Genomic DNA, 22,645 nt, shown 5'->3' with positions numbered 1-22,645 from the left:
TAGATAAATGGCAAAACAGAAACACATAGAACAGGATGGCGTGATAGTGGAAGCACTATCTAATGCTATGTTCAGAGTGGAGCTAGAAAATGGGCATGTACTAATTGCCCATATTTCTGGGAAAATGAGAATGCATTACATTAAGCTTTTACCTGGAGACAAGGTAAAATTAGAACTATCTCCTTATGATTTATCAAAAGGGAGAATAACATTTAGATATTAAATTAAATACTAATGAAAGTTAGAGCATCAATTAAGAAAAGAAGTGCAGATTGCAAAATCGTAAGAAGAAAAGGCAGATTGTACATCATTAACAAGAAGAACCCAAAATTTAAACAAAGACAAGGCTAACATTAAATTATGGCGAGAATTGCAGGTATTGATTTACCAAAAAACAAAAGAGGAGTGATCGGTCTTACATACATTTATGGTATCGGTAAGAGCACATCTTCAGAAATTTTGAAAAACGCTGGAATCAGCGAAGACAAGAAAGTCAACGAATGGAATGACGATGAATTGGCTGCCATCAGAACTTATATCTCTGAAAACATTAAAGTAGAAGGAGAACTTAGATCTGAAGTGCAATTGAACATCAAGAGATTGATGGACATAGGATGCCAACGAGGAATACGTCACAGACTGGGATTACCTTTAAGAGGCCAAAGAACGAAAAACAATTCTAGAACCCGTAAAGGAAAGAGAAAAACTGTTGCTAACAAGAAAAAAGCAAGTAAATAATCTTTAGATTAGAATTATGGCAAAACAAACAAAAGTAGTTAAAAAAAGAAAAGTAAAAGTAGAAGCTATTGGTGAAGCACATATCCAAGCTTCTTTCAATAATATTATTATTTCTTTGACAAACAAAAACGGAGAAGTAATTTCTTGGTCTTCTGCCGGTAAAATGGGATTCAGAGGTTCTAAAAAGAATACTCCATTCGCAGCTCAAATGGCTGCTGAAAATTGCTCTTCAGTTGCTTACGAAGCAGGTTTAAGAAGAGTAAAGGTGTTTGTGAAAGGTCCAGGTGCAGGTAGAGAATCTGCTATCAGATCTATTCACAATTCAGGAATTGAAGTTTCAGAAATCGTAGATGTGACTCCTATGCCACATAACGGATGTAGACCACCTAAAAGAAGAAGAGTTTAATTTTTAGAAATTTAACCTATGGCAAGATATATTGGACCAAAAACTAAAATTGCACGTAAATTTGGCGCTGCTATTTACGGAGACGATAAAAGCTTCGAAAGAAGAAAAAACCAACCACCAGGACAACACGGGCCTAACAAAAGAAGAGGTGCTAAAAAATCTGAATATGCTGTACAGTTAGCTGAAAAACAAAAAGCTAAATATACTTACGGTATCTTAGAAAGACAATTTGCTAACCTTTTTGATAAAGCTCACAGAAGCAAAGGCGTAACCGGTGAAGTTCTTTTACAATTATGTGAATCTAGATTAGATAACGTAGTTTACAGACTAGGTTTCTCTAAAACTAGAGCAGGTGCTAGACAATTAGTATCTCACAGACATATTACTGTAAATGGTGAAATCGTAAACATTCCTTCATATTTATTAAAAGCTGGTGATGTAATCGCTGTTAGAGAAAAATCAAAATCTCTAGAAGTGGTAGCTGATGCTCTAGCTTCTAAATCATCTTACGAATGGTTACAATTCAATGACGAGAAAAAAGAAGGTACTTTTATCTCAGCTCCTGAAAGAATTCAGATCCCTGAAGATATCAAAGAACAATTAATCGTCGAATTATACTCTAAATAATTTTAATCAAATTTTTGCTCAACCCAATACTATGGCAATTTTACAATTCATAAAACCCGACAAAGTAATTCTACTTAATTCTACGGATTTCAAAGGTCAATTCGAATTCAGACCACTAGAACCAGGATTTGGACTTACAATCGGTAATGCTTTGAGAAGAGTTTTGCTTTCTTCTCTTGAAGGATATGCTATTACATCTATCAAAATAGAAGGCGTAGAGCACGAATTTTCGACAATTCCGGGTGTAATCGAAGACGTTACAGAAATTATCTTAAATCTTAAGCAATTAAGACTTAAGTCTAAAGTAGAAAATGCATCTGCAGAACAAGTATCTGTGAAAATTTCTGGAAATGAAGTTATCACTGCTGGTGATTTTGCTAGTTCTATCAACAATTTTGAGGTGTTGAATCCTGAATTAGTTATTTGTAACTTGACAAAAGATGTAACTTTCGAAATGAGTTTCCACGTTGATAAAGGTAGAGGTTATGTTCCTTCTGAGCAAAACAAATCTAACAACGCACCTATAGGAACTATTGCTATTGACTCTATCTTTACTCCAATTAAGAAAGTTCAATACAGTATCGAAAATTATCGTGTAGAGCAAAAAACAGACTATGAAAAGCTAGTATTAGATATCGAGACTGATGGTTCTATCACTCCTCAAAATGCTTTAACTGAAGCTTCTAAGATATTAATTTATCACTTTATGTTATTCTCTGATGAGAGAATTACTCTAGAGACTGAAGCGGTGAAAGCATCTATCCAATACGATGAAGAAACTCTTCATACAAGACAACTTCTTAAGTCTAAATTAGCAGATATGGATCTTTCTGTAAGAGCCCTTAACTGTCTGAAAGCTGCTGAAGTTGAAACTCTTGGTGAATTAGTTTCTTATAGTAAGTCTGATTTGATGAAATTCAGAAATTTCGGTAAGAAATCATTGACAGAACTTGAAGAATTAGTTCATTCTAAAGGACTTAACTTCGGGTTTGATGTGGCAAAATATAAGTTAGACGCTGATAAATAATCATTAATAAAATGAGACACGGAAAAAAATTCAATCACTTAGGTAGAACTGCCTCTCACAGAAGCGCTATGCTTTCTAATATGGCTTGTTCACTAATTGAACATAAAAGAATAAATACTACTGTTGCTAAAGCTAAAGCTTTAAGAGTATTTGTAGAACCTATCTTAACTAAAGCTAAAGAAGATTCTACTCACAACAGAAGAATAGCTTTTTCTTATCTTCAAAGTAAGGAAGCTGTTACTGAGCTTTTCAGAAATGTAGCTCCTAAAATCGCTAATAGAAATGGTGGGTACACCAGAATCATCAAAACTGGTTTCAGACCTGGTGATGCTGCTGATACTGCTCTTATTGAGCTTGTAGATTTCAATGAACTTTACAATCCAAATGCAGAAGAGAAAAAAGCGACTAGAAGAAGTAGAAGAACTACTAAAAAAGAGGCTGCTGCTGTAGTTGCTGCTCCTGTAGTAGAAGAAACTCCTGCTGTAGAAGAGCCAATAGCTGAAGCTACAGAAGAAAAAACTGAAGAATAATATTTTAAAGTTTTAAATATAAAAAGACCTTCCGAAATTTTTGGAAGGTCTTTTTTGCATCTAATTCTTCACCAATTCAAATGTTTCTCCATTCTGGGTAATCGTTAGTTTTTGTCCTTCAGTAACTGCCTTTATTCCGTCTTTTTCGAAAGTTGCACTTTTTTCATCTGCTTTTGTTTGAGGTAGTTCTATTTTTAGTTTGTTTCTTTCAATTAGAATATAGCTTTTCTCAGGATAATGTGTAAAGGTCACCTCGGCTTTTGTACCATCAAATGCTTCGTATTGATACACATATTTTTTAATCTCTTCTTTGGTAACTATACTCTTTCCATCTATATTTCTGTTAAAAATTACTGTAGAATCTTGTTTTTTAACACCATTAGAATCTATTGTGGTCACTACTTTTACCTCATTGGTAATAACGTCCTTTTTTGTCTCTTTTTTGCAAGAAATAATTGTGGCTAAAGCTAGTAAAATTGAGCTTTTAATAAAAATTTTCATATAAATGCTGTTTTGTATTAATTAAATTTAAGATAAATATCAGTCTAATTTAGTAAATTAATCCATAGAAATTGACTAAATTTGTATGGTTTTTTAAAAGCCTATTATGTTTTGCATATTTTATATGTAAAAACTTAATATTCAATCTCATTAAACAAATTATTAATTTAAAATTCGAATAAAATGAGTTACATTTCATTTATTGAAGCTAGACAAATTTTGGATTCAAGAGGAAATCCTACTGTAGAAGTTGATGTTTTCACAGAAAGTGGAGCAATGGGACGTGCGGCTGTACCTTCTGGTGCATCTACTGGTGAGCACGAAGCTGTAGAATTGCGTGATGGTAGTTCTGAGTTTTTAGGTAAGGGAGTATTAAAAGCTGTAGAAAATGTAAAAGAAGTTATTGCACCTGAATTGGTAGGTCTTCCTGTATTTGAGCAAAATTTGATTGACCAAATTATGATTGACCTTGATGGTACCAATAATAAAGGAAAATTAGGAGCAAACGCTATTCTTGGAGTTTCTCTAGCTGCTGCTAAAGCTGCTGCTGCAGAACTTAGAATGCCGCTTTACAAATATGTAGGTGGAGTAAATGCTAATACACTTCCTGTACCGATGATGAACGTAATCAATGGTGGTTCTCACTCTGATGCGCCTATCGCTTTCCAAGAGTTTATGATTATGCCAGTAAAGGCAGATTCTTTCTCTCATGCTCTTAGAAAAGGAACTGAAATTTTCCATAATCTTAAATCTATCCTTCACGGTAGAGGTTTATCTACTGCTGTAGGTGACGAAGGTGGTTTTGCACCAACTTTCAAAGGAACTGAAGATGCTTTAGATACTTTATTACAAGCAATTGAAAAAGCAGGTTATAAACCAGGTGATGATGTAATGATTGCATTAGACTGTGCTTCTTCTGAATTCTACAAAGATGGAATTTATGACTATAGAAAATTCCAAACTCCAGATTCAGCTCAGTTTACAAGCAGCGAACAAGTTTCTTACTTAGCAGAATTGGTAAATAAATACCCAATTATCTCAATTGAAGATGGTATGCAAGAAAACGACTGGGAAGGTTGGAAAATGCTTACTGATAAAATTGGTGATAGAGTACAATTAGTAGGTGATGATTTATTTGTAACCAACGTAGAAAGACTTTCAAGAGGGGTTAAAGAAAATATCGCAAACTCAATCTTAGTTAAAGTAAACCAAATTGGTTCTCTTTCTGAAACTTTAGCAGCAGTACAAATGGCTCAGCACAATAAGTACACTTCTGTAATGTCACACAGATCTGGTGAAACTGAAGATGCTACCATCGCAGATTTAGCGGTTGCTTGCAACTGTGGTCAGATTAAAACTGGTTCAGCATCTCGTTCAGATAGAATGGCAAAATACAACCAATTGTTAAGAATTGAAGAAGCTCTAGGAGAAACTGCAGTTTTCCCAGGATTAGATGCTTTCAAAGTAAAAAGATAGAAATATCTTATATTAAAAATTTAAATAGCCCTTTCTGCATTTTGTAGGAAGGGTTTTTCATAATGTTTTCTTAAAAGTTATTAAAATTATAATAAAACTATACCTATTTAGCAAATTTATCAATTAAATTGAGAAAATATATCGCATTGCATAGTAATAAGTTTGTGTAAACACGGCATTTTTTTGTATTTTTATCAAAAATTATATAAAAATGTCTGATAATAAAGTTATATTAAATTACGATGGTAATTCCTATGAATATCCAATCGTAGAAAGCACAATTGGTGATAGAGGTATTGATATCTCAAAACTGAGAGATCAAACCGGTCTTATTACTTTAGATTTAGGATATAAAAATACTGGAGCAACCTTAAGTGATATCACTTATTTAGACGGAGACAAAGGAGAACTTTTTTATAGAGGCTATCCTATTGAGCAAATTGCAGAAAAGTCAAATTTTACTGAAGTAATGTATCTATTACTTCACGGAGAATTGCCTAATCAGGAACAATTTCTACAATTTCAAAAGAATATAAATAAGTATAATTATGTTGCAGAGGAGATGAAGAAAATTTTAGACGCTTTTCCTCGTTCTGCTCACCCTATGGGAGTTTTATCTACCCTTACTTCTGCACTTACAGCTTTTAACCCAAAAGCAGTAAATGTGAAAAACAAAGAAGATTTAGACCACGCTGCAGAAATGCTATTGGCTAAATTTTCACACCTTTGCGCTTGGACTTATAGAAAAACATTAGGTCTTCCTCTTAACCATGGTGATAATAATCTAAATTATGTAGAGAATTTCTACAAAATGACATTCAGAATGCCTAATCAAGATTTTGAATTAGATCCTGTAGTAGTAGATGCTTTAGACAAAATATTAATTTTGCATGCAGACCATGAGCAAAATTGTTCTACTTCTACCGTTAGAATGGTAGGCTCTGCACAGACAGGTTTGTTTGCTTCTATCTCAGCAGGTGTTTCTGCACTTTGGGGACCATTACATGGTGGCGCTAATCAAGCAGTAATAGAAATGCTAGAGCATATAGAACAAGATAGTGGTGATGTAGCAAAATATGTAGCAAAAGCTAAAGATAAGAATGATAGTTTCCGTTTAATGGGCTTCGGTCATAGAGTTTACAAAAATTTTGACCCAAGAGCTAGAATCATTAAAAAAGCTACTTATGATGTACTAAACAAATTAGGAATTCAAGACAAAGCTTTAGATATCGCTATGCAACTAGAAAAAGTAGCTTTAGAAGATGATTACTTCGTAGAAAGACAATTGTATCCAAACGTAGATTTCTATTCAGGTATCATCTATAGAGCATTAGGTATTCCTACTGAAATGTTTACTGTAATGTTTGCATTAGGAAGATTACCAGGATGGATTTCTCAGTGGAAAGAAATGAGACTTCACGGAGACCCAATCGGAAGACCTAGACAAGTTTACCAAGGTGCACAACAAAGAGATTATGTGCCTATGGAGAGCAGATAATTTTTAGGACTATTAACTTAAATATTTAAATAAAATTTTGTAAAACTCCCTTTTTATAGGGAGTTTTTCGTTTTTATCAGCAAAATTTTTTCACCTCAATTCCTTTATATAAATTTGTGAAAATTAGATATTATTACCAAAAATTTTATCGTCGAAAATTCAATTATTGCAGATGAAACTTAACATCAAAAACGAAACAGGAAAATTAAAATCAGTAGTTCTAGGGCAGCCAAAATCTATGGGTGCTATTCCCACTCTAGAAGAAAGTTATGATGCAAAATCATATCATTCTATTGAACATAATATTTATCCAAAAGAAGAAGACATCATTTCGGAGGTTAGTGCTTTCGAGGCGGTTCTTAAAAAATATGATGTAGAAGTCCTTCGCCCTGCAATTATTAAAGATTACAACCAAGTTTTCGCAAGAGATGTAGCCTTCGTTATCGAAGATAAAATGATTATCTCAAACGTTATCAAAGACCGTGCAGACGAGCAAGAAGCCTACCGAAAAATTTTCGAAAAAGTAGAATGGAGAAAAATTATCAATCTCCCAGAAACCGCTCACGTAGAAGGCGGAGACGTAATCGTTTGGAACGATTATCTTTTCATAGGAACTTGCTACAGCGAAGACTACAGAAGTTTCAAAACCGCCAGAACCAATGAATATGCCATAGAAATTCTAAAAGAATATTTCCCCAAAAAAAGAATCATAGATTTAGACCTCAAAAAAAATGATAAAATTCCTTACGAAGGCATTTTGCATTTAGATTGCACGTTCAACCCAATTGGCAAAGACAAATGCATTATTTACAAAAACGGCTTCGTAGACGAGAGTGATTATGAGCTTATTGTAGACATTTTCGGAGAAGAAAACTGCTTCAATATTACAGACGAAGAAATGTTCGAAATGAATCCTAATATCTTCTCAATTTCACCAGAAGTAGTAGTTTCAGACCATACTTTTACCAGAATGAACAATCACCTTAGAGAGGTTTGGGGCTTCACCGTAGAAGAAATCCCGTACAGAGAAGTCTCCAAAATGGGTGGTTTACTCAGATGCTCTACCATGCCATTGGTAAGAGAATAAAATTTTTTAGAAGCTTTTCCCGCTTTCCACTACAATCTTTTATTTTTCCTTATATCAAAGAAAAATAAAAGGATTTCCGTTGCAATCGGGGCTAGTTACGCAAGAAAATTTAATCTATTTATTTTTTTCCTAGACATTTTTTTATAAAAATTTTCAAAAAAAATCTATAAAATTTGCTTAATTAGAAAACTTGTCTTTATCTTTGCACTCAGAAAAAGATCATTAAACACGCAACTTATTAAGAAAGGTGGAGGGAATTGACCCTGAGAAACCTTGGCAACCTGCATTAGAAATAATAGTAAGGTGCCAAATTCAACCCCGAAATATTCGGGAAAGATAAGTCAGAAATCAGTTTTGGATTATATAATCAATTATATACAAACTCTTTCGACTTGTCGGAAGAGTTTTTTTATGCTCTTTCGTCAAGAATTTTCTAAAAATAGGTTGCTCTAATATTAATTTTAAAAAAATTTAAAAAATGAGCAATTTAAAATTTGAAACTTTACAGTTACACGCAGGTCAACAAGTTGACACAGACACCAATTCTAGAGCAGTTCCACTCTACCAAACCAGTTCTTATACATTCAACAGTGCAGAACATGCTGCCAATCTTTTCGGACTGAAAGAATTCGGGAACATCTATACCAGATTGATGAATCCTACCACAGATGTTTTTGAGAAAAGAATTGCCGCTTTGCACGGTGGAGTTGCTGCTTTAGCTGTAGCTTCTGGTCACGCAGCGCAGTTTATCGCCATCACCAATATTCTACAAAATGGAGATAATTTCGTTACTTCTCCTTATTTGTACGGAGGAAGTCACAACCAATTCAAAGTTTCTTTCAAAAAATTTGGTATCGAAGCCAGATTTGCAAAAGATGACAATCCAGAAGATTTCGAAGCACTAATAGATGAAAATACCAAAGCTTTGTATTTAGAAACCATCGGAAATCCTACGCTTAATGTTGCAGATTTCGATGCTATTTCTGCCGTTGCAAAAAAACATAACATTCCTTTGATTGTTGACAATACTTTCGGAGCTGGAGGTTATCTTTTCCGTCCTATTGAACACGGAGCAAATGTTGTAATAGAATCTGCTACAAAATGGATTGGCGGACACGGAACTTCGATTGGTGGAATTATCATAGACGCAGGTAATTTTGATTGGAGTAACGGGAAGTTTCCACTTCTTTCAGAACCTTCTGATGGTTATCACGGTTTGAAATTTACTGATGTTTTCGGAGTAAATGGGCCTTTCGGAAATATTGCTTTCATCATCAAAGCTAGAGTAGAAGGTCTTAGAGATTTCGGGCCTGCTATTTCTCCATTTAATTCGTTTTTATTGCTTCAAGGTGTAGAAACATTGTCTCTGAGAGTAGAAAGAACGGTAGAAAATGCTTTGAAAGTGGCAAAATATTTAGAAAATCACCCGAAAGTAGAAAAAGTGTTATACCCAGGATTAGAAAGTTTCCCAGATTATGAAAACGCAAAAAAATATTTGAAAAATGGTTTCGGAGGTGTTCTTAATTTCGAAGTAAAAGGCGGAAAAGATGCAGCTGTGAAATTCATCGATAATTTAGAACTCATCTCACATTTAGCCAATGTAGGTGATGCCAAAACTTTAATCATTAATCCTGCTTCTACCACGCACGAACAACTTTCTGACGAAGAAAGATTAAGTGCAGGAATTACTCCAGGTCAGGTGAGACTAAGTGTAGGAATTGAGCATATTGATGATATTATCGCAGATTTAGAGCAATCTTTTTCTAAAATCTAAGAATTTACGAATTACGATTTTTGATTTACGATATAAACTTGATGCTTTTGACTTCGTCGAATCTTCGATTTACGGTTTAAAATTTATAAAACCCTTGAAATCTGAACTTAAAAAAATGTTAGAATATCTAGAAATAGGAGACTTAGTTCTCGAAAATGGAACGTTAATTCGCAATGTGAGAATTGCGTACAATGTCTATGGAAATATAGATAACGCCGAAAAAATTATTTGGATTTGTCACGCACTTACAGCCAATTCTGATGCAGAAACTTGGTGGCCAGAAATGATTGGTAAAGACGAAATCTTCAATACCGATAAACACGCCATTATTTGTGCTAATGTTTTGGGCTCTTGCTATGGAACTACTTTTGAATGCGAGGAAGAAAAACCACTGATTACGGTGAGAGATATGGTTTCGGCGCATCAAAAATTGGCAGATTCTCTTAAAATTTCTTCTATAGATTTTCTTTTAGGAGGTTCTCTTGGCGGAATGCAATGTCTAGAATGGAGCATCATTAATCCTGATTTTATCAAAAATTTATTTGTAATTGCTACCAATTGCAAACATTCTTCTTGGGGAATTGCCTTCAACGAAGCGCAAAGAATGGCGCTAGAATTAGGAGAAAAAGGTCTAGATGCAGCCAGAGCAATAGCAATGCTTTCTTACAGAAATTATAAAACCTACGAATACAGTCAGGTAGACGATATTAATGCGGCGGATGATTTTTCAGCTGCTTCTTACCAAAGATATCAGGGTGAAAAGTTGAGAAAAAGATTTACACCTAGTGCCTATTACTCTCTTTCAAAATCGATGGATTCTAATAATGTAGGCAGAAATAGAGGCTCTCTAGAAAAAGCTTTGTCAAAAATTACTGCTAAAACTTTGGTGATTGGGATTGATAGTGATATTCTTTTCCCTGTGAATGAACAACAGTATATTGCAAAAAATATGGAAAACGCTGTTTATGAACAAATTAAGTCTAAATATGGACACGATGGTTTTCTTTTGGAAACGGATAAGATAAAAACTTTGTTAAAAAAACATTTTGATTTTTTGTAGGATTCTAGATTCAATAGAAATCAAATGAATGGTTCTGAAAAAGCTAACATCTTCTAAGTTTTTTCAGAAAAGTTAAAAAAATAGGGTAACTGCGCCCCGAGTTGAGCGGAGCTCTCCCGAAAACAGATTTTTTAAAGAATTTAAAAATCTGTTTTTGGGAAGCGGGAGCGGAACGAGGAAATAGGCGCCAAAATAAAAATTAAAAAAAATGAGTAAAAAATTAACAATAGGATTGTTTGGTTATGGTGTGGTAGGAACCGGACTTTATGATGTGCTACACAAAAGCAAAACAGTGGATGCAACCATTAAAAAAATTGTGGTAAAAAATAAAGATAAAAAAAGAAATATTTCACCAGAACATTTTCATTATGATAAAAATGAAATCCTAAATGATGATGAGATAAATGTAGTGGTAGAGTTGATAGACGATGCAGATGCGGCCTACGAAATTGTAACAACTGCTTTGAAAAAAGGAAAAGCAGTGGTTTCGGCCAACAAAAAATTGATTGCAGAACATTTCGAGGAATTGTATGAATTGCAAAAGAAATATAATGTTCCGTTTTTGTACGAAGCGGCGGTTTGCGGAAGTATTCCTATCATCAGAAATCTGGAAGAATATTATAACAACGATTTTCTGCAATCTATACAAGGAATTGTAAATGGTTCTACCAATTATATTTTGACCAAAACTTTTCAAGATAATCTCAGTTTTGATGAAGCTTTGAAAGAAGCACAAGAAAAAGGGTATGCAGAAAGCAACCCGATTCTAGACACAGGTGGTTTTGATGCGCGTTCTAAATTACAGATTTTGCTGGCACATTCTTTTGGAATTAAAACCGTTCCTGAAGATGTTTTCAATGTAGGAATTCAGAATTTGGGAGATTTAGAAATTAAATATGCCAAAGAAAAGAATCTTCAAATTAAATTGTTGGCGTATGCCCAAAAAAGAAATGAGGAAGAAGTTGCGGCATTGGTGATTCCGAAATTTGTAAAATCTACCGATACTTTTTCTACTGTGAATGATGTTTTCAATGGAGTGAAAGTGCAAACTGCTTTTGCAGACAAACAGTTTTTCTACGGAAGAGGCGCAGGTTCTCTGCCTACTGCAAGTGCGGTATTGTCTGATATTTCTGCTTTGGCTTATGATTACAAATATGAATACAAAAAAATTGAGAACTCAGAAAATCTGAAATTAACAGAGGATTTTAACTTGAAAGTTCTTTTCAGACATCCTTCAAAAGATGCAGATAAATTTCAACCGTATTTTGAAAATATTGAAGAATATTACGGAAACAAAGAGCAAGGTTATTTTGTGGGAGACATTAGTTTTAAAAATTTAAAGGAGATTTTTTCTCAGAATTCCGAAGAAGTTTCTTTTGTTTTGATAGAAGTTTTGCATTAAAAAGTAAATTTAAAAGCCATTTTTAGCGATGATTTTCATCAAATGAATCTAAGTTTTAGATGGATTATCGCTTTAAAATTGATATTTAATAATTTTTAACTGTTTTTTTGAACGTCGTTTTACTTTTAGTGAAACGACGTTTTGTTTTTGTATTTTTGAGCACCAAAATTTATGAAAATGCAAACTACAGATACTGTTCTTATGATTGAACCAGCAGCTTTTGGTTTCAATGCCGAAACTGCACAAAATAATTACTTTCAAATCAATTCAGAGAATGCTGAAACGCAAACGAAGGCGTTGCAAGAATTCAACAATTTTGTAGAAAAACTAAGAAGCAAAGGTATTAATGTTATTACGGTGAAAGATACTTTAGAACCTCACACACCAGATTCTATTTTCCCAAATAATTGGATTTCTATGCATCAAGACGGAACGGTAGTTCTCTACCCAATGTGTGCCGTAAACAGGCGTTGGGAACGCAGAAATAATATTTTAGAAATGCTACAAAACGATTTCAAAGTGAAGGAAATTATAGACTTATCTGCTCCTGAAAACGAAGGAAAATTTCTGGAAGGAACAGGAAGTATGATTTTCGATCACGAGAATAAATTGGCTTATGGTTCAGTTTCTTTAAGACTTGATGAACAATTATTCCGTGATTTTTGTGAAAAATTTGGTTTTAATCCTGTGGTTTTTCATTCTTATCAAACAGCTAACAATGAAAGATTACCAATTTATCACACCAATGTAATGATGTGCGTTGCAGATCAATTCGTAGTGATTTGTTTAGATTGTATTGATGACGAAATGGAAAGAGTAAAAGTGGTGAATACTATAGTAAATTCAGGGAAAGAAATCATAGAAATTTCTGAAAACCAAATGCAACAATTCGCAGGAAATATGCTTCAAGTACAGAATTCTGAAGGCAAGAAATTTTTGGTGATGTCTCAATCGGCATATCAATCTTTAACAACAGAACAAATTTCGAACATTGAGAAATATTCTGAAATTATTTATTCAGATTTAGAGACTATAGAAACCAATGGAGGTGGAAGTGCAAGATGTATGTTGGCTGAGGTTTTTTTGGAGAAGAAATAAATAATGTTATGGAATAAAGCACTGAAGTTTTCGGTGCTTTTATTTTCCCCAATCTTCAAAACTCATTTCAAATTTCACTTCGTTTCCGTGAAAGCCAGCGTTTTTCCAGCCTTGTTTTTTGTAAAAGGTTTCTGCTCTAGAATTAGCCTCTGTAGAAAGCCAAATGGTTTCTTTGGTTTTGTTGAAATATTCATCTAGCATTAGTTGATGGAGTTTTTTACCAATGCCTTTTCCTTCAGAATTTGGTAAGATAAATAGCGCCCAAACATTATTTTCTACGAAATCTACAATCGAAAATCCTACAATTTTGTTGTCTAATTCACAGACGAAACCTTTTCCACGTTTGGTAATAAATTCTTCTACCATTTCATCAGGAATTAAAGCCGGATTAGATAGTTGGTTTTCCTTAACTGAATTTCTTACAAATTGTATCTGTGGAATGTCTTGTGTGTTTGCTGGTCTATATATCATCTTACAAAAATAGAAAACCCACTGTAATATACAGTGAGTTGGTGAGAAAAATTTAATATGAGAAATAATTTAGTTTGAATAATTCTTAAGCATAATTTCTGCTATTTTCTTTGTAATTTCTGTTGGTGAATTACAATCACAATTGCTGAGCGTAACTGCATAAATATCTTTAGATGGAATATAAACTGCCATTGATTTGAACCCGAAAAGATGACCGCCATGTTCTCTGGTTGGGATTCCTTTTATATCTTTTAAATGCCAACCATAGCCGTAAGAAAATTCTTCTCCGTTGTTAAGATGGTTTTTTCTAAAAGCTTTTTCTAAGTTTTCTTTTTTTAATAATTTATTTTGAGTTAAGGCGTTTTGCCATTTCAATAAATCTGCTGATGTCGACATTAATGCACCCGAAGAAAAAGGAATGCTATAGCTGATTACTGTTTTGTTTACATAACCAGATTCTTTTTTGTGATATCCATAAGCTCTATTTTTAACGATTTGTCTATCGGTAGCATAAAAAGTGTTTTTCATTCCAGCTTTATCGAAAATATTTTTTTTAAGGAAATTTTCGTAAGATTCTTTTGATACTAATTCTATGATATATCCAAGAAGAACATAACCAGAATTATTGTATTCAAATTTTTCGCCAGGTAAGAAATCTACTTTTTCATTTTTAAAAAAATCTACCATCATCTCTGGAGTCATTTCTTTTTGAGAAATATCCTTTAAGGCTTTTATTTTAGTAAAATCTTTAATCCCTGAGGTATGTGTTAAAAGATGATGAATCGTGATTTTGTCTCCATTCGGGTAATCAGGTATGTACTTAGATACAGTTTCATTCACATTTAATTTGCCTTGTTCTTCTAAAATCAAAATAGCAACAGCGGTAAATTGTTTGGTCATAGAAGCAATCTGGAAAACATTTTCATTTTTTAAATCTACATTTAATTCTAGATTGGCTTTTCCTATAGCCTTTTCATAGATTGCTTTTCCGTTTTTTGATACCAGAAAAACAAGACCAGGACCATCTTTTTCTTTAAATTCTACAGAAATTAGGCTATCTAATTTTTTTTCGAATTTTTGAGCTGGCAAATTGTAAAATGCCAAACTTATGAGGAGAAATAGAAATATTTTTTTCATTGTTTTTTAGTTAAAATTAATTTCCGCCGGTTCTTTGTTTGATTTCTTCATTTGCACCTTCAGCTTTTCTTACTTTTTGAAGTTTTTGATTGCCGAAATTATATGTAGCTGTAAAAACCAACTGTCTGTTATAAGGATTTTGGTCTACTGTGTTATAGTTTCCACTACCATCTTCTCCGTAAATTCTGTTTCTATTAGTACCGAAAACGTCTCTTAATTGTAAATTGAAAGTCCAGTTATCCATTATTTTCTTCAAAGAAATTTCTGCACCATGAATGGGTTTTAATCTTCCAATTTCTATTTCAAGAGGTGATAAGTAGAAGTAATTTGCACCCAAGAACCAATCTTTTTTAGAACTTAATCTTATATTATTAATCACTTGTAATTGATAATAATTTGCTGACTTATCAATGACGTTTTTTTCAAAAGTTACTAAATTTTGTGTATCAGTAGGATCACCATCTACAGAGCCTTTATAAGTATTATGACCTAAAGTAAGCGTGTGATTAGCACTCCAGATTCCTTTGAAAAATTGTTTTTGAAGTCCAAACGTAAGCCCAAATTCTTGTTTGTTACCATAATTACTTCTTATATATGCTAAGACATTGTCGCCGTTTTGATTTACTCCATGTAATGGGATTTGCTCTGATGCATTAGAGGTGTAATTGTATGAAGCAGTTATGAAATAAGAATTTTTGTACATATACATCAATTCATTATTATAATAGATTTCAGGTTTTGTGAAAGGGTTATTTTGTACATAGTTGGTAGCAGTAAGGTAAATTCTAGCGGGATTTAGCGCCCAAAAAGCAGGTCTGCTTACTCTACTGCCAAAGCTATAAGAGATGTTGTGGTTCTGAGTTGGGTTATAATTTACGCTTAGATATGGTAAGAAATTATTATTATTTCTTTCAATATTGATGTTCTTATCAATTACATTTCCATCAGCATTCGTGTTTTCAAAACGGGTGCCTATTTTTCCGGATAGTTTTTCTCCAAAGTTTTTTTCTAAAGTTAGATAAACTCCTGTTATTTTTTCTCTATATATGAAGTGATTAGATTGATTTGGGTCTTTTCCGGTGGGAGGAATTAGGTTTTCGTAATAAGTGTCACTGTCCGTTTTGGTGGTATTATAGCTTGCTCCAAAACTTAGTGTGTATTCATTTTTAAGTTTTTGAACATAGTCTGCAAGAAATCCTAAATTATCAATCACCAAAGGGGTTTTTTGTAAGAATTTTAACTTGGTATTTATAATATTTTTGTTAGCGTCTAATTCATAGGTGTTATTAACATTGTCTTCAGTTTTATTATAATGAAGATAAGAAGAGCTTAAACTAAGTTTACTTCCTTTATCATCAGTTTTTAATTCGTAATTGAGATTAAAAGAGTCATTAGTGCTGTTATCTTCTGTTAAGTTTTCAGTTCTGGTTCTTTCTAGAATGTTGGCAGTTCCACCAGTATAAGTTGTTAATTCATTGTAAAGATTAGAGCGGAAATTATTTCCCCATCTGTTTCTGTGGTTATAAGAAAAACTTAAATTTTGTCTTTCATTTACTTGGTAGTCTAGATTGATATATCCTCCTAAATAAGTTCTAGGTCCGGTAACGTTTCCTTCAGAAGTTTGTTTAAAGTCTTTATTTCCATTGCTCAGGATATAGTATTGTTGTTGGGTGTATTTACCTCCATTTATGCTACCACTTATTCCTAATTTATCTTTTCTGTAATTAATTGTTACAGAGCCAGAGGGATTATTGTAATATCCTTGGTTATCCTCGAACCTTATGTTTCCATTGGTTCCATCTGTTGGTTTTTTCTTAAGAATAATGTTGATGATTCCTTGGTTTCCTTCTACCTGAAATTCGCTTGATGGCATTGTAATGACTTCAATTTTAGAAATGTTTTCGGAAGGCATATTTTTTAGCATTTCTATCACAGCTTCAGGTTCCATGTTAGATTTTCTGCCATTTATGAAAATAATAGATTCATTTTTTCCTAAAATTTTAAGCGTAGAATTGTCCGTAGAAGAAACCATAGGGGTTTCTTTCAAGAGATCAAAACCTGTAGTGCCTTTTGCGATTGGTGATGCAGCTACGTCAAAGACCATTCTATCAGCTTTTTTCTGAAAAACCTTTTTGGTCATGGTTACTCCTTGTATTTCTTTAGTATTTGTGGAGTCTTTTTTTACTTGTTGAGCATTGGTGAAAATCAAAGTAAATAATGCTACAGTGATGGTGATTCTTTTCATAATAATTTGTTTTCAATGTAAAAAGCCGCAGTTTGGTTACTATTTTGTGATTTGGTGTTTTATAGGTTTTTGTTCTGCGGCTTTTTTGTGGTGTTTAGTTGAAAGTTTTAAATAGATATTTGTTTTGTTTAATAATTTACATTGCAAAGATATGTTAATATTTTAGTATTATGCAATACAAAGTAGTGTTAAATTTTAAAATTTGGTTTAATTGCTTGATTTTCAATGGTAAAAATTTTAACTGAAAGTTTTATCCTTAAATGAAAAGACAATTAAAATAATGGAAGTGTTACATTTAGAAATAAAAAAAGTGGAAAAATTCCACTTAACTATTAGAAAAAACTATCATTTTATTAATCTCTATCAAATCTCGCTAATTTTTTTTCAATCCAAATGGTAGCCAAAGGAAAAAATGCGGCTAAAAGTGCAAAAACAGAATCTTCGTCATCCCAATGGTAGATTTTTCTTGCAGGCACAGCCAAAAGTAGATACAATGTAAAAAACAAACCGTGAATGCTTCCCATTACGCTGATGTAAATAATAGGTAAAATCCCATCTTTATCCTCTCGAATCCAGACCATTGCAGAGAATAGCAGCAACCAAGAGATTGCTTCTGCAATACAAACTTGGTGAAACCATTTTGTAAGTTTTTCTTGAGGATATTTTGAGAAAAAATTTTCGATGAAGTTCATAGAGTTATGAGTTACGTGGTTCGGATTAGGAGTTGCAAAAATAAAGATTTATTCCATTGCTGAATAAATATCTTGGAAACAACATTTTAAAATAATCTACAAAAACTTCCAGCTTCCATCGCCCAACTTATTTATAAAAACTGCTCCCATCTAAATATTCAAAGACTTCTGGCGGAAGCATTGGTCTCACATTTTTGCCTTCCTTAATCATATTTCGGATTTCTGTGGCAGAAAGTTCTATAATTGGAGCATTTATTTGATGAATATTTTGATGCTTTAGATATTCACTGTCTTTTTTTTCTCCTTCGAAAGTTCTCGGATAAACAATAATTTGATAGTCTGAAACCAATTTTTCAGAATTTTTCCATTTGGGTAAAGAATCCAGGTTGTCTTCTCCCATAATTAATGCGAAAGAATAATCAGGATACTTTTCTTTGAGATAGGTAAGTGTATCTATGGTATAACTTGGCTTTGGTAAAGAAAATTCTATGTTAGATGCACGCATTTTTGGGTAATTTTTCACCGCCAATTGCACCATGTCTAGTCTATTGTGGTCGCTCAAAAGAGATTTTTTGTCTTTAAAGGGATTTTGAGGTGAAACTACAAACCAAAGTTCTTCCATATCAGAATTTTCTAAAATGTAGTTTGCCAAAATCAAATGGCCAATATGTATGGGATTAAATGAGCCAAAAAAGAGTCCGATTTTTTTCATATATTTAGGTTCGAGTTTTGAATTCCAAGTTATTACCTCGTAACAAGTATCTCGTATCTCTAATGAAATTTCACATCACGAATATTCAAATAATATGTTACATTTCCTTTCCAGTGGTTTTCTTCTACCGTAAAGGCTAGGTCGAAAGATTTGGTTTTGAAATCTTCCATATAATCACCTAGTTTGAAACCGATACACTCTATATTTCTACCCGAAACCGGTTGGTGAATGTAGAATTTTAAATGACCGCCATCTTTACCCATTGTTTTTACATAACCAGAGACTTTTTGATTTTTTAATTCTAAAACGGGTTTCATATTATGCGGCCCAAAAGGTGCTAATTTTCTATGAAAATTAAAAAACTCACGGTTGAGGTCTTCTATTTCAATGGTCGTATCTATGCTAATAGAAGGTTCTTTTTGATGTTCTTTTATTCTTTCAGCAACTACTTTTTCAAATTTGATTTTAAAAGCTTCGAACTTGTCTTTTTCCATAGAAAGTCCGGCAGCAGCTTGATGACCACCAAATTTTAAGAAATACTCACTGCAGAGGTCTAGAGCTTCGTGTACATCAAAATCAGAAACACTTCTGGCAGAAGCTACCATTTCACCATTATTACCATCAGTAAAAACTAGAGTAGGTTTGTAATAGACTTCTGTAAGTCTGGAAGCTACAATGCCAATTACACCCTTATTCCATTCTGGATGATAAACTATGGTAGAAAAATTATTTTCTTGATTGGTTTCAACTACTTGATTGGTTGCCGAAATGGTGATGTTGGCATCTAATTCTCTTCTAGAATCATTTAAATCTAAAATGTCACTCACAATTTCGTGAGCTTGTTTTAAATTTTCAGAAATCATCAATTTTACAGCAGCTTTACCATGAGAAATTCTACCAGCGGCATTAATTTTCGGAGCAATCTCGAAAACGATATTAGAGATGTCAAACGTTGAAATTTTTTCTTGTGGAATTAGAAGTCTCAAGCCAAGATTTCTGGTTTTTCTTAAAGTTTTAAGGCCAAGTTTCGCCAAAACTCTGTTCTCGCCTGTCATTGCTACAATGTCTGCAGCAATAGAAATGGCAAGCAAGTCTGTTAAATCATAAAGTTCGCTTTCAGGAATTTTATAAATGGTATTGAGACCTTGACAAAGCTTAAAGCCAACTCCACAGCCAGAAAGTTCTTTGTAAGGATATCTGCAATCGTTTCTTTTTGGGTCTAAAACAGCAACTGCTTTTGGTAGCTCATCTCCTGGTAAATGGTGGTCGCAGATAATGAAATCTATACCTAGAGAATTGGCGTAATCTACCTTGTCAATGGCTTTTATACCGCAGTCTAGCGCTATTATTAAACTGAAATTATTTTCTTTAGCATAATTTATTCCTTCATCTGATACGCCGTAGCCTTCTAAATTTCTATCAGGAATATAAAAATCAAGGTATTTTTTGCCAACAATTTTTGAAAGATAAAGGTACATAAGAGCTACCGCTGTGGTGCCATCTACGTCATAATCACCGTAAACTAGAATTTTTTCACCGTTTTCTATTGCAGAGGCTATACGTTCTACAGCTTTTTGCATATCAGCCATTAAAAACGGACTATGGATGTCTTCTAATTTTGGTTTGAAGAATTCTCTAGCTTTTTGATAATTGTCTATATCTCTTAAAACCAATATTTTAGATTCAAGTGTGCCAAAGCCAATTGAAGAACTTATACGGTCTACAATTTCTTCGTCAGGTTCAGGTTTATAAATCCATTTTAAACTCATAATCTCACAAAAATACAGAAAATATTTTACAAAAGTTTATAGATTAATTCTATAAAAAAATTAACTTTACTTTATAAACTATTTAAAAATGAAAAAACTATTTTACATTTCCTTCTTGTCATTTTTATTGATAAGTTGTGATTCTTTAGGAACAATTTTGAGCTCGCCAGGGATTTACCAAGGAGGTGGCTATGGTTCATCGTCTTCTGCGCAAGCTGAACGAGAATATCAGGAAGTTGCAGCAAATTATCAAGAAGATTCTGCGTCTGTTTTGTCTGAACTTTTAAGTGATGACGCAGCTAGTAGTAATGCTGCAATTGTAATAGAAAATGCTTCTGCATGCAATATTGTAATTACGGTAAGCGGAAATGGCTATTATAAAAAAGTGCCAATTGCTGCAGGTAAAATAAGAGGTGTAGTAGTTAAAAAAGGAGTTTATAGACTGAGCGGTCAGGTTTGTAATGCTAGATATGATCAGGTGAAAAATGCCGATACATCAGTTACAATCAAACTAAGAAATTAATAACAAAACCGCTCGTTTTTGAGCGGTTTTACCATTTATAAGTGTAAATTTCAATGTAAAATAATTTACTTTTTTATGAATACATCTGTTGTTGAAGTTCTTTTATTTTTTTATCTTCAAGATATTCATCGTAAGTCATGTCTCTATCGATAACACCTTTTGGTGTAAGTTCTATGATTCTGTTACAAACGGTTTGTAGCATTTCGTGGTCATGAGAGGCCAATAAAATGTTTCCTTTGAAGTTTGACAACGAGTTGTTCAGTGTAGTAATACTTTCTAGGTCTAAGTGGTTGGTTGGCTCATCTAAAAGTAAAACGTTTGCTTTTTGAAGCATCATTCTAGAGAACATGCATCTCATTTTTTCACCTCCCGAAAGTACAGTACAAGACTTCAAAGCTTCGTCACCAGAGAATAACATTCTTCCTAAGAAACCACGCATAAATTCCTCGTGTCTTTCTTCGTCATTTTTTGTAAATTGTCTTAACCAATCTACTAAATTCAAACTTTTGTCTTGGAAAAAGTCTGTATTATCTAATGGCATGTAAGATTGATTGGTGGTAACTCCCCAGTTGAACTCCCCTTTATCAGCGGCAGAATTACCAGAGATTATTTGGAAAAATTCTGAAATAGCCAATGAGTTTTTAGAAATAATAGCCACTTTATCACCCTTCTTTAGTTTAAAATCTACATCAGAGAAAAGCAATTCGCCATCTTTAGTTTTTTCTAAATCTTTTACTTCTAAGATTTGGTCACCTGCTTCTCTTTCCATTTCAAAAATAATTGCAGGATATCTTCTAGAAGTAGGCTTTATATCATCTATATTAAGTTTATCAATCATTTTCTTTCTAGCAGTTGCTTGTTTAGCTTTAGCAACGTTAGAACTAAACCTTGCGATGAAATCTTGTAATTCTTTTTTCTTTTCTTCTGCCTTTTTGTTAGCTTGTTGACGTTGTCTAGTTGCTAATTGAGAAGCTTGGTACCAGAAAGAGTAATTACCTGTGTAAAGGTTCAACTTAGAGTAATCTAAATCACCAATGTGTGTACATACACTATCTAAAAAGTGACGGTCGTGAGATACTACAATTACGGTATTTTCATAATCCGCTAAAAAATCTTCAAGCCAAGCAATAGTATCTATATCGAGGTCATTGGTAGGTTCATCTAGAATTAAAACGTCTGGATTTCCAAATAAAGCTTGAGCCAATAAAACCTTTACTTTATCTTTATTCTCTAATTCACCCATCATTTGCCAATGCATTTCATCTTTAATACCTACGTTTGAAAGCATAGTCTGTGCATCTGATTCAGAATTCCAGCCGCCCATTTCATCATAGATAACGCCTAGTTCGCCAGCTTTTATACCGTCTTCATCAGAAAAATCTGGTTTTGCATAGAGCGCATCCATTTCTTCTTTGATTTCAAATAATTTTTTGTTACCTCTTAAAACGGTTTCTAATACGGTATAATTGTCGTATGCGAAGTGGTCTTGCTCTAGAACAGACATTCTTTTGCCAGGTTCTAAAGACACATTTCCTGTGGTAGGCTCTTGTTTTCCGGTTAAAATTTTGAGAAAAGTAGATTTTCCAGCACCATTTGCACCAATAATGCCATAGCAATTACCTTTTGTAAACATGATGTTTACCTCGTCAAATAGTACTCTTTTCCCGAATTGTAATGATAAATTAGATACTGTTAACATAAAGTTTTGTAAATTTGGTGCAAAATTAAGAAAAGATTTTGGGATATGAGTTCCCAATGCGAAGATGAATGCTAATTTTTAATTTTCTGATTATCATTTTAATAAGTTTAAAAACAGGTTTTTGTCAATAAAATTAGTATATTTGGAATAATAATTGCTACAAAACGCAGTGT

The 22,645-nt window shown here is 33.2% G+C and carries 23 protein-coding genes and 1 riboswitch; of the genes, 15 read left to right on the top strand and 8 right to left on the bottom strand.

All coding sequences use genetic code 11. The features are described 5' to 3' along the window. Window positions 1-7: 7 nt before the first annotated feature. From infA to rplQ, 7 genes are read left to right on the top strand one after another with little or no spacing between them, the layout of a single operon-like run. Window positions 8-223 (top strand): translation initiation factor IF-1, encoded by a 216-nt coding sequence (infA, locus tag IEW40_RS04655; protein WP_004917349.1) that lies wholly within the window; start codon window positions 8-10, stop codon window positions 221-223. 11 nt (window positions 224-234) lie between these two features. Beyond that, window positions 235-351, top strand: coding sequence for a type B 50S ribosomal protein L36 (ykgO, locus tag IEW40_RS04650; RefSeq protein WP_004917354.1), 117 nt, complete (start codon window positions 235-237; stop codon window positions 349-351). A gap of 9 nt (window positions 352-360) precedes the next feature. Next, window positions 361-738: a 30S ribosomal protein S13 gene (gene rpsM, locus IEW40_RS04645; RefSeq protein WP_188616927.1), complete on the top strand. Its 378-nt coding sequence runs from the start codon at window positions 361-363 to the stop codon at window positions 736-738. A gap of 16 nt (window positions 739-754) precedes the next feature. Next, window positions 755-1,144, top strand: coding sequence for a 30S ribosomal protein S11 (rpsK, locus tag IEW40_RS04640; protein WP_188616926.1), 390 nt, complete (start codon window positions 755-757; stop codon window positions 1,142-1,144). Window positions 1,145-1,162: 18 nt separating this feature from the next. Beyond that, the gene (gene rpsD / locus IEW40_RS04635) at window positions 1,163-1,771 is read left to right on the top strand and encodes a 30S ribosomal protein S4 (protein ID WP_188616925.1); all 609 of its coding nucleotides are present in this window, start codon (window positions 1,163-1,165) and stop codon (window positions 1,769-1,771) included. Window positions 1,772-1,802: 31 nt separating this feature from the next. Next, window positions 1,803-2,798: a DNA-directed RNA polymerase subunit alpha gene (locus IEW40_RS04630; RefSeq protein ID WP_188616924.1), complete on the top strand. Its 996-nt coding sequence runs from the start codon at window positions 1,803-1,805 to the stop codon at window positions 2,796-2,798. 11 nt (window positions 2,799-2,809) lie between these two features. Then, complete coding sequence (gene rplQ / locus IEW40_RS04625) at window positions 2,810-3,328, top strand: 50S ribosomal protein L17 (protein WP_188616923.1); 519 nt, start codon at window positions 2,810-2,812, stop codon at window positions 3,326-3,328. Window positions 3,329-3,388: 60 nt separating this feature from the next. Here the strand turns inward: rplQ and IEW40_RS04620 are convergent, their stop codons facing one another. Further along, on the bottom strand, window positions 3,389-3,829 hold the full coding sequence (locus tag IEW40_RS04620; RefSeq protein WP_188616922.1) for a hypothetical protein: 441 nt from the start codon (window positions 3,827-3,829) through the stop codon (window positions 3,389-3,391). Window positions 3,830-4,012: 183 nt separating this feature from the next. Here IEW40_RS04620 and eno point away from each other — a divergent pair, with 183 nt between their 5' ends. The 7 genes from eno to ctlX all read left to right on the top strand — a co-directional run bounded on the left by eno (window position 4,013) and on the right by ctlX (window position 13,224). Further along, window positions 4,013-5,305 carry a phosphopyruvate hydratase gene (gene eno, locus IEW40_RS04615; protein WP_188616921.1) on the top strand — a complete coding sequence of 431 codons (1,293 nt, stop codon included), beginning with the start codon at window positions 4,013-4,015 and terminating at the stop codon, window positions 5,303-5,305. Window positions 5,306-5,516: 211 nt separating this feature from the next. Next, the gene (locus IEW40_RS04610; RefSeq protein WP_188616920.1) at window positions 5,517-6,803 is read left to right on the top strand and encodes a citrate synthase; all 1,287 of its coding nucleotides are present in this window, start codon (window positions 5,517-5,519) and stop codon (window positions 6,801-6,803) included. Between the two features lie 172 nt (window positions 6,804-6,975). After that, window positions 6,976-7,890, top strand: coding sequence for a dimethylarginine dimethylaminohydrolase family protein (locus IEW40_RS04605; RefSeq protein WP_188616919.1), 915 nt, complete (start codon window positions 6,976-6,978; stop codon window positions 7,888-7,890). Between the two features lie 232 nt (window positions 7,891-8,122). Then, a riboswitch (SAM riboswitch) is annotated at window positions 8,123-8,233 on the top strand. A gap of 135 nt (window positions 8,234-8,368) precedes the next feature. Further along, window positions 8,369-9,664 (top strand): O-acetylhomoserine aminocarboxypropyltransferase/cysteine synthase family protein, encoded by a 1,296-nt coding sequence (locus tag IEW40_RS04600; RefSeq protein WP_188616918.1) that lies wholly within the window; start codon window positions 8,369-8,371, stop codon window positions 9,662-9,664. Between the two features lie 115 nt (window positions 9,665-9,779). Next, window positions 9,780-10,724, top strand: coding sequence for a homoserine O-acetyltransferase family protein (locus IEW40_RS04595; protein ID WP_188616917.1), 945 nt, complete (start codon window positions 9,780-9,782; stop codon window positions 10,722-10,724). Between the two features lie 208 nt (window positions 10,725-10,932). Next, on the top strand, window positions 10,933-12,126 hold the full coding sequence (locus IEW40_RS04590) for a homoserine dehydrogenase (RefSeq protein ID WP_188616916.1): 1,194 nt from the start codon (window positions 10,933-10,935) through the stop codon (window positions 12,124-12,126). A 177-nt stretch (window positions 12,127-12,303) separates the two neighbouring features. After that, a complete protein-coding gene (gene ctlX / locus IEW40_RS04585) occupies window positions 12,304-13,224 on the top strand; it encodes a citrulline utilization hydrolase CtlX (RefSeq protein ID WP_188616915.1) in 921 nt (306 codons plus the stop codon). 39 nt (window positions 13,225-13,263) lie between these two features. Here the strand turns inward: ctlX and IEW40_RS04580 are convergent, their stop codons facing one another. The 6 genes from IEW40_RS04580 to recJ all read right to left on the bottom strand — a co-directional run bounded on the left by IEW40_RS04580 (window position 13,264) and on the right by recJ (window position 20,250). Next, on the bottom strand, window positions 13,264-13,695 hold the full coding sequence (locus IEW40_RS04580) for a GNAT family N-acetyltransferase (protein WP_188616914.1): 432 nt from the start codon (window positions 13,693-13,695) through the stop codon (window positions 13,264-13,266). Window positions 13,696-13,764: 69 nt separating this feature from the next. Beyond that, window positions 13,765-14,832: a serine hydrolase domain-containing protein gene (locus IEW40_RS04575; protein ID WP_188616913.1), complete on the bottom strand. Its 1,068-nt coding sequence runs from the start codon at window positions 14,830-14,832 to the stop codon at window positions 13,765-13,767. Between the two features lie 16 nt (window positions 14,833-14,848). Beyond that, window positions 14,849-17,077, bottom strand: coding sequence for an outer membrane beta-barrel family protein (locus tag IEW40_RS04570; protein WP_188616912.1), 2,229 nt, complete (start codon window positions 17,075-17,077; stop codon window positions 14,849-14,851). Between the two features lie 353 nt (window positions 17,078-17,430). Further along, window positions 17,431-17,769 (bottom strand): DUF3817 domain-containing protein, encoded by a 339-nt coding sequence (locus IEW40_RS04565; protein WP_188616911.1) that lies wholly within the window; start codon window positions 17,767-17,769, stop codon window positions 17,431-17,433. A gap of 127 nt (window positions 17,770-17,896) precedes the next feature. Then, on the bottom strand, window positions 17,897-18,481 hold the full coding sequence (nadD, locus tag IEW40_RS04560) for a nicotinate (nicotinamide) nucleotide adenylyltransferase (RefSeq protein WP_188616910.1): 585 nt from the start codon (window positions 18,479-18,481) through the stop codon (window positions 17,897-17,899). 59 nt (window positions 18,482-18,540) lie between these two features. Further along, window positions 18,541-20,250 carry a single-stranded-DNA-specific exonuclease RecJ gene (recJ, locus tag IEW40_RS04555; RefSeq protein WP_188616909.1) on the bottom strand — a complete coding sequence of 570 codons (1,710 nt, stop codon included), beginning with the start codon at window positions 20,248-20,250 and terminating at the stop codon, window positions 18,541-18,543. 88 nt (window positions 20,251-20,338) lie between these two features. Between recJ and IEW40_RS04550 the strand changes: the two genes are divergently transcribed. Next, window positions 20,339-20,773: a DUF6759 domain-containing protein gene (locus IEW40_RS04550; RefSeq protein WP_188616908.1), complete on the top strand. Its 435-nt coding sequence runs from the start codon at window positions 20,339-20,341 to the stop codon at window positions 20,771-20,773. 73 nt (window positions 20,774-20,846) lie between these two features. Here the strand turns inward: IEW40_RS04550 and IEW40_RS04545 are convergent, their stop codons facing one another. Beyond that, the gene (locus IEW40_RS04545; protein ID WP_188616907.1) at window positions 20,847-22,472 is read right to left on the bottom strand and encodes an ABC-F family ATP-binding cassette domain-containing protein; all 1,626 of its coding nucleotides are present in this window, start codon (window positions 22,470-22,472) and stop codon (window positions 20,847-20,849) included. Window positions 22,473-22,645: the final 173 nt, after the last annotated feature.

Source organism: Cloacibacterium rupense (genome assembly GCF_014645495.1).
Lineage (GTDB): Bacteria > Bacteroidota > Bacteroidia > Flavobacteriales > Weeksellaceae > Cloacibacterium > Cloacibacterium rupense.
The sequence above is the reverse complement of the archived record's forward strand: the minus strand, read 5'-3'. Positions and strand labels throughout refer to the sequence as shown.